Below are 15450 nucleotides of genomic sequence, written 5' to 3' on the forward strand. Positions count from 1 at the left end.
AGACAGCAGATTGCTGACGCATCAACTGGCCTGTCCACGGAAAAACGGGGCAGCCTTGTAGGCCATGCGGATGCCGTCGCGCAGCGTGGTCTTCGCTGTCCAGCCGAGTCCGGCCAGCCGGCTGACATCCAGCAGCTTGCGCGGCGTGCCATCGGGCTTGCTGTCGTCGAACACGATCCGACCACCGAAACCGACGACCTGCATCACTGTCTCGGCGAGCTCCCGGATCGTCACATCGGTGCCAGTGCCCATGTTCACCAGCGGGCCATCGTAGCCCCGCTCCATCAGGTGCACACACGCATCGGCCAGATCGTCCACGTACAGGAACTCGCGCATCGGCCGGCCGGTGCCCCACACCACGTACTCCGCGTCACCGCGCAGCTTCGCCTCGTGGGCCTTCCTCAGCAGCGCCGGCAGCACATGGCTGTTGGCCAGATCGTAGTTGTCGTTCGGGCCGTACAGGTTGGTCGGCATCACGCTGACGTACTGGCGGCCGTGCTGGCGGTTGTAGCTCTCGGCCAGCTTGATGCCGGCGATCTTGGCGATCGCGTAGGGCTCGTTGGTCGGCTCCAGCGGACCAGTCAGCAGGTAGTCCTCGCGAATCGGCTGCGGACAGTCGCGAGGGTAGATGCAGCTGGAGCCGAGGAACATCAGCCGCTGCACGCCCGCCAGGTGCGCACCGTGGATCAGGTTCGCCTCGATCATCAGGTTCTGGTAGATGAAGTCGGCGCGGTAGGTATTGTTGGCCTGAATACCACCGACACGGGCTGCGGCAATGAAGATGTAGTCAGGCTTCTGCTCGGCCAGGAAAGCCTGCACCGCGTGCTGGTCGAGCAAGTCGAGCTCGCTGCGGCTGCGGGTGATCACGTTCGTGTAACCGCTCGCCTGCAGTCTGCGCAGCAGCGCACTGCCGACCATGCCGCGGTGGCCGCTGACGAAGATCGGAGCGCCGAGAGGAAGAACGGAAGATGTCTGCATAGGGAAATGGTTCGAGACAGGGTGTCAGACCGGACGCCGAGCACGCAACCCGGTCACCACAGCCCAGACCGACAGCAGCATGCCCGCGAGCACGGCGGCACCCAGCGCGTACATCGCGCGCTTGGGCTTGCTTTTGCGATCAGGTGCAGTCGCGACATCCACCACCTGGATCAGGCCGCCCTCGCGGCTCTCGTCGAGACGAGCCAGCTCGAACTGCTTGGCATACAGATCGAACAGCGTCTCCTGGTACTTGTAGTCGCGGTAACGCCCGATGTAGCCAATATCGCGTTGGGCGGGGCTCGCCTCGCGCTGCTCCAGTTTCGCCAATTCGGAACGCAATGCAGCAAGCTGGGCCTGCTGCTGCTGCATTTCGGGCGCACCATCTGCCAGCGCACGGCGCATCGTCTGCAGTCGCACTTCGGCTGCCGTGACCTCGGCACGCATCCTGGCATAGCCATCCGCAGCAGCCTTCGGCTCGGCGCGCAGCACCCCTGCACTGAAGCCACTCTCCTGCAGAGTGACCTGCGCCTCGGTCAGTCGCTTCTTGGTGATCTCGAGCTGCTGCTCGAAAAACCGGCGCCGTTGCTGGGCCTCGCTGACGGCCAGTGTGTTGGTCATCAGACGCAACTCATCGACATACGCATTGGCCATCTCGGCAGCGCGCTTCGGATCGTGGTCATCGACCTCAATGGAGATCAGGCCATCTTTCTTTCCAGCGGAAATGATTGCATTTGCCAGCAGCGTCTGACGAGCCACTGAGTGGAGCTCAGCTTCGTACACATCCATCAGCCGGAAACGGCTGATCAACCGGTCGGACACCGTGACGCTTTGCATTAGCGCGATGTACTGGTCAACCGGACTCTTGATGCCCCCTCCGGCCAGTCCAGCGAGCGCACCCAGTGAGCCCAGGGCTGCGGCGGCCGAACCCTGCTGCTGCGGCGGCATCACCACCGTGCGCGCGGTGTAGACAGGCTTCATCAGCGATGAGGCACCGAAGCCAAGCATGCCGGCCACGACAGATCCCGCAAGGATCACCTTCCAGCGGGCACCGATGGCAGCAGCCAACTCCATCAGGTCCACACCATCGTCTTCATCTTCCCAGCCGTGGGTCAGTGTTTGACCCGAAAGTCTCACATCAGATTGTTTTGTCGATTCGGGCATGACGTCTTTCAATTCTGCAACGTCTTCAACGCCGCCGCCCCGATACCAAACTGGTACATGATCTGCGTCCATTCCTTCAGATCCTGCGTCCAGGTCGTCTTGTTCATCATTTCCGGCACGAACACGGTATCACCAGGCTCAGCCTTGAGCTTGGTCACACCGCCCACCAACCCGAAAAAGGATGAGCGCTGGAGCTGGCTCAGCACACTGCCGTTCGGACGCAAGACAAAGGTGCTGCCCGGATCGGATCCACGCGTCGGGCCACCCGCCAGATTCAGGACATCGCCCACCGTCCGGCCAGACTCCAGCAGGAACGCACCGCTGTTGAAGACCGAGCCGAACACGCTGACCGTGGTCGGGCGCGCCGGCACGTAGACGCGGTCACCGTCCTCGATGGGCAGGTCCGGAATCGTGCTGGCATCCGGCTCCAGCTGCAGGACGATCCGGCCGGTCGGGCGCACCTGGCGCAGTTTTTCGATCAGGCGAGAGGTCGCCGTGCTGCGCTGCTCGAAGGTCGCCGCTTCATCGGCGCTGATGGCACGCTGGGTGGCCGAAGCGCGGGCGAACTCGGTTTCCATGTCGCGCAAGGCCCGGTCGTAACTCTGCTGTTGCGCCACGCGCACGCTTTCACGGGTCAACTCCGTGCCGTACACATAGGCATTCGGCGTGAGTCCACCAGCCAGACCAACCGCCATGCGGGTCGTGACGCCAGGCGGCAGCACATATTCGCCAGGCTTGAGCACCTCGCCTTCAATCCGCACACGCTTGTTCTGGCGCGCCACAGGCTGGGTCGCCTCCACGGCACTGAAGGCCCGCAGCACATCGCCGCTGCCTGGCGCCTGGGCACTGTCTTCGGGCAGGCTGAGCTGGGTGATGCGCGTCTTGGAGCGGTCGTCCAGGCGCTCGATGGCCAGACGATGGCGGTCGGCCACGGCCGTGAAGCCACCAGCCATCGCGACGATGTCGGCGACCTTCTCTCCGGGCTTCATCTCGAAGATGGCCGGACGGTTGACACTGCCCACCAGTGCGACCTGCGGGCCGATCGGGCCGACATGGATCACATCGCCGTTCTGCACGACACGGTCTGCGCTGCGGTCGCCCTTGAGCAGCAGGTCGTAGAGGTCGTAGCGCGTGATGGTGTCCTTGCCTCGCCGCAACTCGATGCTGCGCAGGCTGCCCGCAGAGGCAGGTCCGCCGCTGCGCATCAGCGCATTGACCACGCTCGACAGCCCGCCCACGGTGTACACCCCCGGGCGCTTGACGTACCCGGTGAGATAGACCCGCACGCTGCGGATCTGGCCCAGCGACACGCTGATCTGGTAGTTGCGGAACACCTGTCCGACGCGCCGGGAGATGACCTCGGTCAGGTCACCATAGCGCACACCGGCCACCATGATCGTGCCGACGCGGGGAATCGAGATGCGGCCGCTGCGATCGACCATGACGCGCAGGTCGGCATCCACCGAGCCCCAGAGCGCGATCTGCAGCTCGTCGTCGGTGCCGACCACATAGTCGGCAGGCACCAGCCCGCTCGACTCGGCCGTGTCGTAACTGGCCTTGCCGGTGATGAGTTCCTGTCCGAAGCGCTGCACGCCGGCATAGCCCAGCTTGCGCACATAGGCCTCGAACTCGTCGACACCCGCGCCGGAGACGCGGGTCAGAGGCGAGCCTGCGCCCTCGTCGCGATCTGGCATGCGCTCATCGGGAAGCTCCTGCAGGCTGCTGCGGGCACCGGAAGACCGTGCAGGCGCTTGCTGCAACCGGACCGGACCGCCCGCGACAGACCCTGAACTGGTGCTAGTCGTCGTTGCCGTCGAACCATCGGTCGTCTGCGTCGTGGCGGTCTGCGCCAGCACCAAGGAGGACGAACCTGCAGCAACCAGGACCACGGTGCTCAGGCGGCAAAGAGGATATTTCAGGCGAGAAGCGAACATGGAGCGTCGGAGCAAAACGGGGCCGACCCGCGGGGTTCCGGGGCCGACGGCGATTGTAGAGGGTGGATTCCGGACGCCCGCCTGTCGTCCTGCGGGTGGTAAGGATTCAGTCGAAGTGGCGTGCGGCTGCCAGCACGGGCGCAGCCACATCCTTCGCGGACAACAGAGGCGCGATCCCCAGGTCGGGCCAGGTGATGCCGATGGCAAGATCGTCCCAGCGCACAACACCTTCGCACTCGGGTGCGTAGAGGTCCGTGGTCTTGTAGAGAAAGTCCGCGCTGTCGCTGGTCACGACAAACCCGTGCGCGAAACCCGGCGGGATCCAGCACTGCCGGTGACTCTCGGCGGACAGTTCGACTCCAACCCACCGCCCGAAGGTCGGGCTGCTATGGCGCAGATCGACCGCGACGTCAAACACGGCGCCTTGCGTGCAGCGCACGAGCTTGCCCTGCGCGTGCGGCGGCAACTGGTAGTGCAGCCCGCGCAGCACGCCCTTGGCAGAGCGCGAGTGGTTGTCCTGCACGAAGTGCACGTCGTGGCCGACGGCCTCGTTGAAAACCTTCTGGTTGTAACTCTCCATGAAGAAGCCGCGGGTGTCCCCGAAGACCTTGGGCTCTAGGATGAGCACATCGGGAATGGCGGTGCGGATGACATTCATGTTCAGCAGGTTCTTCAGTAGATCTTCTCGTGCAGCACCTTCTGCAGGTACTGCCCGTAGCCGTTCTTGAGCAGCGGCTGCGCAAGCCGCTCCAGTTGCGCCGCGTCGATCCAGCCACGCCGGTACGCGATCTCCTCCGGACACGCCACCTTCAGGCCTTGGCGCTTCTCCAGCGTCGCGATGAACTGCCCGGCTTCCAGCAGGCTGTCGTGCGTGCCGGTGTCGAGCCAGGCGTAGCCGCGGCCCATGATCTCGACAGTGAGCTGCCCCTGCTGCAGGTAGGCCGCGTTCACGTCGGTGATCTCCAACTCGCCGCGCTGGCTGGGAGTGATGCCCGCCGCGATGTCGCAGACCTGCTCGTCGTAGAAGTACAGGCCCGTGACGGCGTAGTTGCTCTTCGGTGCCTTGGGCTTTTCCTCGATGCTCAGCGCGCGGCGGTGGCTGTCGAAGTCGACCACGCCGTAGCGCTCCGGATCGTGCACGTGGTAGGCGAAGACGCTGGCGCCTTTGGTGCGGGCCGTCGCGCTGTTGAGCAGTTGCTGCAGGTCGTGGCCGTGGAAAATGTTGTCGCCCAGCACCAGCGCGCTCGGCGCACCGCCGACGAACGCGCGGCCGAGGATGAACGCCTGCGCCAGCCCGTCCGGGCTCGGCTGCACGCAGTAGCTCAAGGAAAGGCCCCAGCGGCTGCCGTCACCGAACAGCGCCTCGAAACGCGGCGTGTCCTGCGGCGTGCTGATGATGAGGATGTCGCGGATCCCGGCGAGCATCAGCGTGCTCAGCGGGTAGTAGATCATCGGCTTGTCATACACCGGCAGCAGCTGCTTGCTGATGGCCAGTGTCGCCGGGTGCAGCCGGGTGCCGGAGCCGCCGGCCAGGATGATGCCTTTGCGTTGCATGGGAACTCCAGTGGATCAGCCGAGGATTTCGGTGAGCATGCGCTCGACGCCCTGCTGCCACGGCGGCAGGCGCAGCCCGAACGTGGCCTGCAGCTTCGTGGTGGCGAGGCGCGAGTTCAGCGGGCGCTTGGCTGGCGTCGGGAAGGCGGTGGTCGGCACCGGGTCGATCGCCTGCACCTTCAGCTCGCGCCCGAGTCGGCGCGCCTGCTCGACCACGAAGCTGGCGTAGCCGTGCCAGCTCGTCTGGCCACCAGCCACGGCGTGGTAGGTGCCCGAGAGGTCCAGATCCGGTTGCGCCACCGCGGTGCGCAGCATCTGCGCGGTCAGGTCGGCCAGCAGGTCGGCGCCGGTGGGGGCTCCGATCTGGTCGTCGATGACGGTGAGTCGCTCGCGCTCGGCCGCCAGCCGCAACATGGTCTTGGCAAAGTTGCCACCGCGCGCCGCGTAGACCCAGCTCGTGCGCAGGATCAGGTGCCGGCAGCCACTGGCGCGGATGGCGTCCTCGCCTTCGAGCTTGGTCTGCCCGTAGACGCTCAGCGGGCCGGTCGGCGCGTCTTCGCTGCGGGGCTGGTCGCCCGAGCCGTCGAAGACGTAGTCGGTGCTGTAGTGGACCAGCCACGCACCGGTCTCGGCCGCACAGCGGGCGAGCACAGCCGGCGCGGTGGCGTTGATCGCGCGGGCGAGGTCGGGTTCGCTTTCGGCCTTGTCCACGGCGGTGTGCGCCGCAGCATTGACGATGATGTCCGGGCGCACCGCCGCCACGGTCTCGGACAGCCGCTCGGGCCGGCTGAAGTCGCCATGCAGTTCGGTGCTGTCGTGGTCCAGGCCGACGACGTCGCCCAGCGGGGCCAGCGCGCGCTGCAGCTCCCAGCCAACCTGCCCGCCCTTGCCGAGCAGCAGGATCTTCAGGCCGCTCATGCCCGCGCCCCGTAGTTCTGGTTCACCCAGTCGCGGTAGGCGCCAGTGCGCACCGCGTCGATCCACTGCGTGTTCTCCAGGTACCAGCGCACCGTCTTGTCGATGCCCGATTCAAACGTCTCCGCTGGCGTCCAGCCGATCTCGCGCTCGATCTTGGTCGGGTCGATCGCGTAGCGGCGGTCATGACCGGGGCGGTCAGTGACGAAGGTGATCTGCGCTTCGTACTGCGTGCCGTCCGCCTTCGGCCGCAGCGCGTCGAGCTTGCGGCAGATGACCTGCACCACGTCGAGGTTCTTGATCTCGTTCTTGCCGCCGACGTTGTAGACCTCGCCCAGCCGGCCCTTGGCCAGCACCTGCCGGATCGCCTCGCAGTGGTCGCGCACGTACAGCCAGTCGCGGATGTTCTGCCCATCGCCGTAGACCGGCAGCGGCTTGCCGTCCAGCGCGTTGAGGATCATCAGCGGGATGAGCTTCTCGGGGAAATGGTACGGGCCGTAGTTGTTCGAGCAGTTGGTGGTCAGCGTCGGCAGGCCGTAGGTGTGGTGGTAAGCGCGCACCAGGTGGTCCGAGCCGGCCTTGCTCGCCGAATACGGGCTGTTGGGCGCGTAGGGCGTGGTTTCGCTGAACGCCGGGTCGGTCTCGGACAGCGAGCCGTAGACCTCGTCGGTCGAGACGTGCAGGAAGCGGAACGCCGCCTTGGCCTCCGCCGCCATCGCGCCCCAGTACGACCGCACGGCTTCGAGCAGCTCGAACGTGCCGACCATGTTGGTCTGGATGAACTCGCCGGGGCCGTGGATGCTGCGGTCGACGTGGCTCTCGGCCGCGAAGTGCAGCACGGCGCGCGGCTGGTGCGTCTGCAGCAACTGGCTGACCAGCGCCCGGTCGCCGATATCACCCTGCACCAGCGTGCAGCGCCCTGCCCCCACGTGCGCCGCGATCGTCTGCGGGTTGCCCGCGTACGTCAGCTTGTCCAGCACGACGATCGGTTCTTCGCTGCGCTCGAACCAGTGGTGGACAAAATTTCCGCCGATGAAGCCGGCTGCGCCTGTGATGAGGATCATGTGCTGTACATACGGGTGGGTGACTCGGATTTTCGCGATTGTGCAGGAGGCTCAGTTGCGCCCGTAGGTGTCCTCGTAGCGCACGATGTCATCCTCGCCGAGGTAGGACCCCGACTGCACCTCGATGATCTCCAGCGGCACCCGGCCCGGGTTGGCCAGCCGGTGCACCTGCCCCAGCGGGATGTAGGTCGACTGGTTCTCGCTCAGCACCAGCACCTTGTCGCCGTTGGTGATCTCGGCGGTGCCGGTGACCACGATCCAGTGCTCGGCACGGTGGTAGTGCATCTGCAGGCTCAGGGACGCGCCCGGCTTGACCATGATGCGCTTGACCTGGAAGCGCGGGCCGCTGTCGATGCTGTCATACCAGCCCCAGGGGCGGTGGACCTTGCGGTGCAGGCTGTGCTCGGTGCGGCCGGCCTTGTCGAGTTGCGCGACGATCTTCTTCACGTCCTGGCTGCGGCTGCGGTCGGCGACCATCACGGCGTCGGCCGTCTCGATCACCACCACGTCGTCCAGCCCGACCACGCTGACCAGCCGGCCCGAGGCGTGGACCAGCGTGTTGTTGCTGTCCTGCGTGATCACGTCACCGACGCTGGCATTGCCGTTCGCATCCTTGCGGGCTACTTGCCACACGGCGTCCCATGCGCCCAGGTCGTTCCAACCGGCGCTCAGCGGCACCATGCGGATGTCGAAGTCGCTGCCGGGGCAACGCTCCATCACCGCATAGTCCACCGACTCGCTGGGCACCGCGGCAAATTCGGTCTTGCCGGGGCGCACGAAGCTGGCATCGCACTTGCGCGGCGTCCAGGCCGCACGGGTCGCCTCGGCGATGTCGGGGCGGAAGTTCTCCAGCGCCTGCATCCACACCGAGGCCTTCAGCACGAACATGCCGCTGTTCCAGAAATAGCCGCCTTCGCTCAGGTAGCGCTGGGCGGTCTCCAGGTTCGGCTTCTCGACGAACTGGGCCACGCGGGCGGCGCCGAGTTCCGGGGTCGTGCGGATGTAGCCGTAGCCGGTTTCGGGCGCGTCCGGCGTGATGCCGAGGATGGCGATCACCCCTTGCGCGGCCAGCCGCACCGCCTGCTGCAGCGCGGCGGTGTAGGCGGCCGGGTCGGTGACGGTCTGGTCGGCCGGCGTCACCACCAGCACCGGATCGGCACCGCCTTCGAGCGCCTGCAGCGCGGCCAGCGTCAGCGCGGGCGCCGTGTTGCGGCCCATCGGCTCCAGCACCACCGCCAGCGGCGTCTGGCGGATCTCGCGCAACTGGTCGAGCACGAGGAAGCGGTGCTCCTCGTTGCCGACGATCAGCGGGGCAGCAATGGCCAGATCGTCCGCTGCCAGCGCGGACAGGCGCTCTGCGGCTTCCTGGAACAGGCTCTGGTTGCTGTCGCCCAGCACCAGGAACTGCTTGGGATAGCCCGCGCGCGACAGCGGCCACAGCCGCGTGCCACTGCCTCCGGCCATGATGACGGGTTGAACGGCGACCGGCGAAGATGCGGAAATAGGTTGGCTCATGAGATGCCCGTGTCCCTGATGGTGAGTAGATGCCCTGAATTGTGCAGACCGTCCGGGTCAATTCCTGGTCCGGAGCTGTCCAAGGGACCGCCTGCCGTGCAAAGTTTGTTCCATATTCAGCCGAGGCCAAGGAAGACCACGCGGCACGTTCTCGCCAGTGCGTGACGCGAGAAACGGACACCGGACTTGACAAGCCAAACCCCGCTTGTGGTCATTTCACGCCAGAACGACACCCACGCGCAGCATCCGCGGGATAATCGCCGCCGTGATGACGCCCCAACTTGACGCTGCGCCCGATCTGGCCGCACCCGCCCGCTTCGACACCCTGCCCCTGGACGCCAAGCTCCAGCGCGCCATCGGTGACGCCGGTTACGAGACGATGACCCCCATCCAGGCCAAGGCCATCCCGATCGTGCTGGAAGGCCGAGACGTGATGGGTGCGGCCCAGACGGGTACCGGCAAGACGGCGGCCTTTTCGCTGCCGCTGCTGCAGAAGATGCTCAAGCACGAAAACGCGAGCGCTTCGCCCGCCCGCCACCCGGTGCGCGCACTGGTGCTGGCGCCGACCCGCGAACTGGCCGACCAGGTCGCCGTGAACGTCAAGACCTATGCGAAGCACAGCAACCTGCGCGTGGCCTGCGTCTTCGGCGGCATCGACATCGCGCCACAGACCGCCGAACTCAAGCGCGGCGTCGAGGTCCTGATCGCCACCCCCGGCCGCCTGCTCGACCACATCCAGCTCAAGAACTGCCAGCTCAACCAGGTCGAGTACGTCGTGCTTGACGAAGCCGACCGCATGCTCGACATCGGCTTCCTGCCCGACCTGCAGCGCATCCTGAGCTTCCTGCCCAAGACGCGCCAGACGCTGCTGTTCTCGGCCACCTTCTCGCCCGAGATCAAGAAGCTGGCGCAGAGCTACCTGCAGGACCCCGTACTGGTGGAGGTCGCCCGCCCGAACGCGACCGCCACCAACGTCGAGCAGCGCTTCTACAGCGTCGCCGACGAGGACAAGCGCCGCCTGATCGCCCAGATCCTGCGCCAGCGCGACATCCGCCAGGCCATCATCTTCGTCAATTCCAAGCTCGGCGCGGCCCGACTGGCGCGCACGTTCGAGCGCGACGGCCTGCGCACCGCCGCGCTGCACGGCGACAAGTCGCAGGACGAGCGCCTGAAGTCGCTGGCGGCGTTCAAGGCGGGTGAAGTCGATCTGCTGGTGGCCACCGACGTGGCCGCCCGTGGCCTGGACATCGCCGACCTGCCTGCCGTCTTCAACTACGACGTGCCCTTCAACGCCGAGGACTACGTCCACCGCATCGGCCGCACGGGCCGTGCCGGCGCCTCGGGCATCGCCATCACGCTGGCCACCCGCGACGACGCGCGCCTGGTGGGCGACATCGAGAAGCTGATCAAGAAGACGATCACGCTGGAGACGGCCGAGCTGGAGAACGATCGGCCGCGCCGCCGCCGCGAGACCGAAGAGGCCCCCGCAGCCCTCAACGAACCGCGCCCGATGGCGGCCCCGGCGGCTGCACCCGCGCCACGCCCGGTGCGCAGCCGGTCGTCGCAGGATCCGTTCTTCGATCGACCGTACGAGCCGGATCCGAAAGCTGCGCCGGTCTGGGAAGACTCCCCCGCTCCGGTGAGCCCGTCCGCCGGTGTCAATCCGGTGTCGAATCCCGTTCACAAGCCCAAGCGCCGCATTGCCACCCTGCTGGGCGGCAAGATGCCCACCTGAATCCGGGCCGGAAGCCGGGATCGCGTCAGGCCAGGAACGCGAACACCGCCGGCACGTCGGACGGCAAGGCTGGCGGTGCGGCGCGCCATTTCGCCACGCGCTGGGTGCGGGTACTGCCGCCCTCCAGGGTCAGGCCGCAACTGATGCTCAGCCACGTGTCCGGGTGCAGGCTCGCCAGCAAGGCCTGCGCCATGGCGGCGTTGCGGTAGGGCGTCTCGATCAGCAACTGGGTCTGCTGCCAGCGGCGCGAGTGGGCCTCCAGCTCGCGCAGGCGCTGGGTGCGGGCTGTGGCATCGGTCGGCAGGTAGCCGACAAAGGCGAAGCTCTGCCCATTGAGCCCGCTGGCCGCCACCGCCAGGATCAGCGAACTCGGCCCCGACAGCGGCATCACCGTCACACCCTGCGCGTGGGCGACCCGCACCAGTTCAGCACCGGGATCGGCCACGGCCGGCAACCCCGCTTCGGACACCAGCCCCACATCGTGCCCCTCCATCGCGGGCGCGAGCAGCCCAGCCCAATCCGGCGCCGGAGCGCGCGCATCCGGTTTGCCCTTGGGCGGGCGCGGCAGTTCGCGGATCGACAGCGCCTGCAGCGGCTGCGCCAGCGGCACCACCGCATCGACCCGCTTGAGGAGTGCGCGTGCGCTGCGGGCGTTCTCGGCGACCCAGTGCGTCAGGCCGGCCGCGACGCGAATGGCGCCCAGCGGGAGCACCTCCTGCAAGTCGGGCAGCGGCTTGCCATCCGCCACGGTCCCCAGATCCAGCGTGTTGGGCATCAGCCAGAGACGCCCCTTCATGCCGCACCCCCGTGTCCGGCGTGGACCGCCAGCGTGTCCAGCCCCGCCTGCCGCAGCAGCGCCGACGTGACGATCAGCGGCAGGCCGATCAGCGCGGTCGGATCGTCGGACTCGATCGCGTCGAGCAGCGTGATGCCCAGCGTCTCGCACTTGGCGCTGCCGGCGCAGTCGTAGGGCTGCTCCAGGCGCAGGTAGGTCTCGATCTCCACATCGCTCAGCGCCCGGAAGCGCACGGTCACCGGCACGCGCCGCACCGCCTCGAACGCCGTGTCGTGCCGCAACACGGCCACCGCCGTGTGGAAGACCACCGCGCGGCCGCGCATCGCCCGCAGCTGCGCCACCGCGTTGGCATGGTCGCCGGGTTTGCCCATGGGAACACCATCGAGTTCGGCCACCTGGTCGGAGCCGATCACGACCGCGTGCGGCCGCTGCGCCGACACGGCACGCGCCTTGGCCAGCGCGAGCCGCTCGCTCAGCGCGGCAGGCGACTCGCCGGGCCAGGGAGATTCGTCGACATCGGGGGACACCACGTCGAACGGCAGGCGCAGCCGCGCCAGCAACTCGCGCCGGTAGGCGGAGGTAGACGCCAGCACCAGCGCCAGGGGCTGCAGCGGCACGAAAGCAGGGGAGGAGGAAGGGGCCATGCCGGCATTGTTCCACCACCCCGGCGGCACCCGTACACTGCGCGCCATGAAAGCGCGTGAAATCCATCCCCGCCGCCTCGACGTGCGGCCCTTCGCCGAGACAGGCGAGCCGATCGACGGCAGCACCCCGCTCGGGGACTTCGAGCGCCTGCTCCATCTGCGCCACACGGACGCCGCCGTCGACACCGCCGCGCCGGTGCGCTGGTCGGCACAGGGCGAATTGCGCTCCCAGCGCAGCGGACCGCCCGAGGTGTGGCTGTACCTGACAGGATCGACCGCCTTGTCGCAGCAGTGCCAGCGCTGCCTGGAAACGGTCGAGGTCCCCCTGGCGTTCGAGCGCTGGTTCCAGTTTGTCGACAACGAACGCCAGGCCGCCGAACTCGATGCGGAGTCCGAGGACGACGTGCTGGTCATCAGCCGCCAGTTCGACCTGCTGGAACTGGTCGAGGACGAACTGCTGCTCGTCGCACCGATCGTGCCACGGCACGAGGTCTGCCCGACGCCCGTGGTGCTGTCGGTCGGCGACTGGTCCGACGCGCCTGCAGACGAGACGTCCGAGGCATCCGCGGAGCCCTCCACCACAGACAAGCCGAACCCGTTCGCGGTGCTGGCCTCCCTGCGCAAGACCCCGGCGAAAGACTGACCTGTCGGCGTGAATGCAACAGCGTCCCGCCGATGCGTCCAGTGCGTCTTTGGACCGATGTCCCGGGTAGTGCTACAATCGAAAGCTTTTCCAATCGGAAAACCCAGGATCCCAGGAGTAAGCCATGGCTGTCCAGCAAAACAAGAAGTCGCCTTCCAAGCGCGGTATGCACCGCTCGCACAACGCCCTGAACACCCCGGGCACCGCGATCGAGTCCACCACCGGTGAAGTGCATCTGCGCCACCACATCAGCCCGACCGGCTTCTACCGCGGTCGCAAGGTGTTCAAGACCAAGGCCGACGCCTGAGTCATCCCAGCCTCAGGGCCCCGCGATCGCCTGCGGGTATTGACACCGAGTCTGACCAGTCTTGAACGCCACTACCCCTCTTTCGCGCACGGTCCGGTTGTCGGTGGATTGCATGGGCGGAGACCACGGTCCCTCCGTGACGTTGCCCGCCTGCCGCTCCTTCCTTGATCAGCATCCGCAGGCTGAGCTGATTCTCGTCGGCAAGGCCGAGGCACTTGCGCCCGCTGCTGGCTGGGCGCGCTGCCGCCTGGTCGAGGCGAGCGAGGTGGTCGAGATGGACGATCCTGTCGAGATTGCACTTCGCAAGAAGCGTGACTCCTCGATGCGGGTGGCCATCCAGCAGGTCAAGCGCAATGCCGAAGGTGTCTCGGAGGCAGATGCCTGCGTGTCTGCCGGCAACACCGGCGCGCTGATGGCGGTCGCCCGCTATCTGCTGAAGACACTCGAAGGCATCGACCGGCCCGCCATCGCGAGCGTGATGCCCAACCAGCATGGCCACTACACGACCATGCTCGATCTGGGCGCCAATGTCGATTGCAGTGCGGAGCACCTGCTGCAGTTTGCGGTGATGGGCAGCGCCCTGGTGTCGGCGGTCGATGGCAAGGAGCAGCCCACGGTCGGTCTCCTGAACATCGGCGAGGAAGTCATCAAGGGCAGCGAGACGATCAAGCGCGCAGGCGAGCTGCTGCGCGCGGCTTCGCTCGCCGGTCACCTGAACTTCCACGGCAACGTCGAAGGCAACGACATCTTCAAGGGCACCACCGACCTCGTGGTGTGCGACGGATTTGTCGGCAATGTGGCACTGAAGACCGCCGAAGGTCTGGCCGGAATGATCACCAGCTTCCTCAAGCAGGAGTTCACCCGCACGCCGCTGACGAAGCTGGTCGCGATGCTGGCCATGCCGACGCTCAAGCGCTTCTCGCGCCGCCTCGACCACCGCCGATTCAACGGTGCGGCCCTGCTCGGGCTGCGCGGTCTCGTGTTCAAGAGCCACGGCTCAGCCGATGCGCTGGCCTTCGAGAACGCGCTGAACCGGGCGTATGATGCCGCCCGAAATCGACTGCTGGACCGCGTGCACGACCGGATCCTCGAGACGCTGCAGGCCCTCCCAGGTGCGGGCCAGTCCGCCGCTCAACCCGAGGCGCCAGCGGCACGCCACGCCGCATGACCACCACCACACCCCGTTTCTCGCGCATCGCAGGCACCGGCAGTGCCCTGCCCCCGCGCCGCCTGACCAATGCCGACCTCGTCGCCGAACTGGCTGCGCAGGGCATCGAGTCCTCGGACGACTGGATCGTCGAGCGCACCGGCATCCGCGCCCGGCATTTCGTCGGCGCAGACCAGAACGCCAGTGACCTGGCCGTCGAGGCAGGCCGCCACGCCATCGAGGCCGCGGGGCTGAGCGGTGCCGACATCGGCCTGATCATCGTCGCGACCTCGACGCCGGACATGGTGTTCCCGTCCACCGCGACCATCGTGCAGCGCAAGCTCGGCATCGTGCACGGCTGCCCCGCATTCGACGTGCAGGCCGTCTGCTCGGGCTTTGTCTACGCGCTGACCGTGGCCGACGCGATGATCCGCACCGGCACCGCCCGCCACGCGCTGGTGATCGGCGCCGAGGTGTTCTCGCGCATCCTCGATTTCAAGGACCGCACGACCTGCGTGCTGTTCGGTGACGGCGCCGGCGCCGTGGTGCTGTCGGGCAGCGACACGCCGGGCATCCTGGCCACCGATCTGAACGCCGACGGACGCCATCTGGACATCCTGTGCGTGCCGGGCACCGTCTCGGGCGGGCAGATCCTGGGCGATCCGCTGCTCAAGATGGACGGGCAGGCCGTGTTCAAGCTGGCGGTCGGCGTGCTGGAGAAGACCGCCCGCGCCAGCCTCGCCAAGGCCGACCGCCAGGACAGCGACATCGACTGGCTGATCCCGCACCAGGCCAACATCCGCATCATGCAGAGCACGGCGAAGAAGCTGAAGCTGCCGCTGGAGAAGGTGATCGTCACCGTCGACCAGCACGGCAACACCTCCGCCGCCTCGATCCCGCTGGCGCTCGACACCGGCGTGCGCAGTGGCCGCATCCAGCGCGGCCAGACGCTGCTGCTCGAAGGGGTCGGCGGCGGATTCACCTGGGGCTCGGTGCTGGTGGACTACTGAGCGCACTGCGCGCCCACCGTCCCCGCCTCCTCACCCCATCTCGTTCA

15 protein-coding genes are annotated in these 15450 nt (G+C 67.1%); 5 read left to right on the plus strand and 10 right to left on the minus strand.

Annotation, left to right across the window (positions count from 1 at the left end; all coding sequences use genetic code 11):
• Positions 1-21: 21 nt before the first annotated feature.
• The 8 genes from BDD16_RS04355 to BDD16_RS04390 all read right to left on the minus strand — a co-directional run bounded on the left by BDD16_RS04355 (position 22) and on the right by BDD16_RS04390 (position 9121).
• Positions 22-978, minus strand: a complete 957-nt coding sequence (locus tag BDD16_RS04355; RefSeq protein WP_179632819.1) for a GDP-L-fucose synthase family protein — start codon at positions 976-978, stop codon at positions 22-24.
• 24 nt (positions 979-1002) lie between these two features.
• Complete coding sequence (locus BDD16_RS04360) at positions 1003-2211, minus strand: Wzz/FepE/Etk N-terminal domain-containing protein (RefSeq protein WP_246332463.1); 1209 nt, start codon at positions 2209-2211, stop codon at positions 1003-1005.
• Positions 2148-3833 (minus strand): SLBB domain-containing protein, encoded by a 1686-nt coding sequence (locus tag BDD16_RS04365; protein WP_179632820.1) that lies wholly within the window; start codon positions 3831-3833, stop codon positions 2148-2150. Before BDD16_RS04365 ends, BDD16_RS04360 begins: the two co-directional genes overlap by 64 nt.
• A gap of 346 nt (positions 3834-4179) precedes the next feature.
• On the minus strand, positions 4180-4731 hold the full coding sequence (rfbC, locus tag BDD16_RS04370; protein WP_179632821.1) for a dTDP-4-dehydrorhamnose 3,5-epimerase: 552 nt from the start codon (positions 4729-4731) through the stop codon (positions 4180-4182).
• 14 nt (positions 4732-4745) lie between these two features.
• Positions 4746-5627: a glucose-1-phosphate thymidylyltransferase RfbA gene (gene rfbA, locus BDD16_RS04375; protein ID WP_179632822.1), complete on the minus strand. Its 882-nt coding sequence runs from the start codon at positions 5625-5627 to the stop codon at positions 4746-4748.
• Between the two features lie 15 nt (positions 5628-5642).
• A complete protein-coding gene (rfbD, locus tag BDD16_RS04380; RefSeq protein WP_179635991.1) occupies positions 5643-6536 on the minus strand; it encodes a dTDP-4-dehydrorhamnose reductase in 894 nt (297 codons plus the stop codon).
• Positions 6537-6541: 5 nt separating this feature from the next.
• On the minus strand, positions 6542-7606 hold the full coding sequence (rfbB, locus tag BDD16_RS04385; RefSeq protein WP_179632823.1) for a dTDP-glucose 4,6-dehydratase: 1065 nt from the start codon (positions 7604-7606) through the stop codon (positions 6542-6544).
• A 51-nt stretch (positions 7607-7657) separates the two neighbouring features.
• The gene (locus tag BDD16_RS04390) at positions 7658-9121 is read right to left on the minus strand and encodes a mannose-1-phosphate guanylyltransferase/mannose-6-phosphate isomerase (protein ID WP_246332464.1); all 1464 of its coding nucleotides are present in this window, start codon (positions 9119-9121) and stop codon (positions 7658-7660) included.
• Positions 9122-9389: 268 nt separating this feature from the next.
• Between BDD16_RS04390 and BDD16_RS04395 the strand changes: the two genes are divergently transcribed.
• Entirely contained in the window at positions 9390-10856 is a 1467-nt protein-coding gene (locus tag BDD16_RS04395) for a DEAD/DEAH box helicase (RefSeq protein ID WP_179632824.1), read from the plus strand.
• Positions 10857-10881: 25 nt separating this feature from the next.
• Here BDD16_RS04395 and BDD16_RS04400 read toward each other — a convergent pair whose 3' ends face one another.
• Together BDD16_RS04400 and BDD16_RS04405 are read right to left on the minus strand one after the other, a co-directional pair.
• Positions 10882-11652, minus strand: coding sequence for an SAM-dependent methyltransferase (locus tag BDD16_RS04400; RefSeq protein ID WP_179632825.1), 771 nt, complete (start codon positions 11650-11652; stop codon positions 10882-10884).
• Positions 11649-12296, minus strand: a complete 648-nt coding sequence (locus BDD16_RS04405) for a Maf family nucleotide pyrophosphatase (protein WP_179632826.1) — start codon at positions 12294-12296, stop codon at positions 11649-11651. The genes BDD16_RS04400 and BDD16_RS04405 overlap by 4 nt, the downstream gene beginning before the upstream one ends.
• Positions 12297-12342: 46 nt before the next feature.
• On the opposite strand from BDD16_RS04405, the gene BDD16_RS04410 reads away from it, so the two are divergent.
• From BDD16_RS04410 to BDD16_RS04425, 4 genes are all read left to right on the plus strand, one after another.
• Complete coding sequence (locus BDD16_RS04410) at positions 12343-12939, plus strand: YceD family protein (protein ID WP_179632827.1); 597 nt, start codon at positions 12343-12345, stop codon at positions 12937-12939.
• A gap of 124 nt (positions 12940-13063) precedes the next feature.
• On the plus strand, positions 13064-13246 hold the full coding sequence (gene rpmF / locus BDD16_RS04415; protein WP_179632828.1) for a 50S ribosomal protein L32: 183 nt from the start codon (positions 13064-13066) through the stop codon (positions 13244-13246).
• A gap of 61 nt (positions 13247-13307) precedes the next feature.
• Positions 13308-14414 (plus strand): phosphate acyltransferase PlsX, encoded by a 1107-nt coding sequence (gene plsX / locus BDD16_RS04420; protein WP_257645057.1) that lies wholly within the window; start codon positions 13308-13310, stop codon positions 14412-14414.
• On the plus strand, positions 14411-15403 hold the full coding sequence (locus tag BDD16_RS04425; RefSeq protein WP_179632830.1) for a beta-ketoacyl-ACP synthase III: 993 nt from the start codon (positions 14411-14413) through the stop codon (positions 15401-15403). The genes plsX and BDD16_RS04425 overlap by 4 nt, the downstream gene beginning before the upstream one ends.
• Positions 15404-15450 lie beyond the last annotated feature (47 nt).

The organism is Sphaerotilus montanus (assembly GCF_013410775.1).
Lineage (GTDB): Bacteria > Pseudomonadota > Gammaproteobacteria > Burkholderiales > Burkholderiaceae_C > Sphaerotilus > Sphaerotilus montanus.

Coding starts and splice junctions, on each gene's coding strand:
- BDD16_RS04355 (WP_179632819.1), bottom strand. CDS start 978: ATGCAGACATCTTCCGTTCTTCCTCTCGGCGCTCCGATCTTCGTCAGC.
- BDD16_RS04360 (WP_246332463.1), bottom strand. CDS start 2,211: ATGGACGCAGATCATGTACCAGTTTGGTATCGGGGCGGCGGCGTTGAA.
- BDD16_RS04365 (WP_179632820.1), bottom strand. CDS start 3,833: ATGCCAGATCGCGACGAGGGCGCAGGCTCGCCTCTGACCCGCGTCTCC.
- rfbC (WP_179632821.1), bottom strand. CDS start 4,731: ATGAATGTCATCCGCACCGCCATTCCCGATGTGCTCATCCTAGAGCCC.
- rfbA (WP_179632822.1), bottom strand. CDS start 5,627: ATGCAACGCAAAGGCATCATCCTGGCCGGCGGCTCCGGCACCCGGCTG.
- rfbB (WP_179632823.1), bottom strand. CDS start 7,606: ATGATCCTCATCACAGGCGCAGCCGGCTTCATCGGCGGAAATTTTGTC.
- BDD16_RS04390 (WP_246332464.1), bottom strand. CDS start 9,121: ATGAGCCAACCTATTTCCGCATCTTCGCCGGTCGCCGTTCAACCCGTC.
- BDD16_RS04395 (WP_179632824.1), top strand. CDS start 9,390: ATGACGCCCCAACTTGACGCTGCGCCCGATCTGGCCGCACCCGCCCGC.
- BDD16_RS04400 (WP_179632825.1), bottom strand. CDS start 11,652: ATGAAGGGGCGTCTCTGGCTGATGCCCAACACGCTGGATCTGGGGACC.
- BDD16_RS04405 (WP_179632826.1), bottom strand. CDS start 12,296: ATGGCCCCTTCCTCCTCCCCTGCTTTCGTGCCGCTGCAGCCCCTGGCG.
- BDD16_RS04410 (WP_179632827.1), top strand. CDS start 12,343: ATGAAAGCGCGTGAAATCCATCCCCGCCGCCTCGACGTGCGGCCCTTC.
- rpmF (WP_179632828.1), top strand. CDS start 13,064: ATGGCTGTCCAGCAAAACAAGAAGTCGCCTTCCAAGCGCGGTATGCAC.
- BDD16_RS04425 (WP_179632830.1), top strand. CDS start 14,411: ATGACCACCACCACACCCCGTTTCTCGCGCATCGCAGGCACCGGCAGT.